Source organism: Pseudomonas tremae, assembly GCF_001401155.1.
Taxonomy (GTDB): domain Bacteria; phylum Pseudomonadota; class Gammaproteobacteria; order Pseudomonadales; family Pseudomonadaceae; genus Aquipseudomonas; species Aquipseudomonas tremae.
Genome location: NZ_LJRO01000369.1, coordinates 1 through 311, shown reverse-complemented (window position 1 = coordinate 311; position 311 = coordinate 1). Strand labels below are relative to the sequence as shown.

Sequence of the window (311 nt, the reverse complement as noted above, 5' to 3'; positions counted from 1 at the left end):
CTGAACACCTCGTGCCCGACGTGCCTCAACGCGGGCAACCTTCCTCGCGGCAGGCGACATAGGCTTGCAACTGCTTGAGGCGCACGCGGGTCTGGTCAGCCAGGCATTGCGATTGCAGCAACGGCCATATGGAGCCTGAATCCTCGGGCTTGCCGGCCTGATACAGGCAATCGGCGTCACGCAGGGCTATCCACTTCAGTTGTGCATCCTTGAACGCCTGCTTTTTGGCCGGCGTCTTCAGCCACGTCATCTGCGCCTTGTACTGCTTGTTGAGATCAGCATCGAGCGCCGACAGCTCATTGGCAGCACAC

General features: G+C 60.5%; 1 protein-coding gene. It reads right to left on the bottom strand.

Features of this window, described 5'->3' with window-relative positions; translation table 11 throughout:
• Positions 1–25 precede the first annotated feature (25 nt).
• Positions 26–311 (bottom strand): lysozyme inhibitor LprI family protein (locus ALO43_RS20810; RefSeq protein WP_054997990.1); only part of this gene is annotated, 286 nt, incomplete at its 5' end.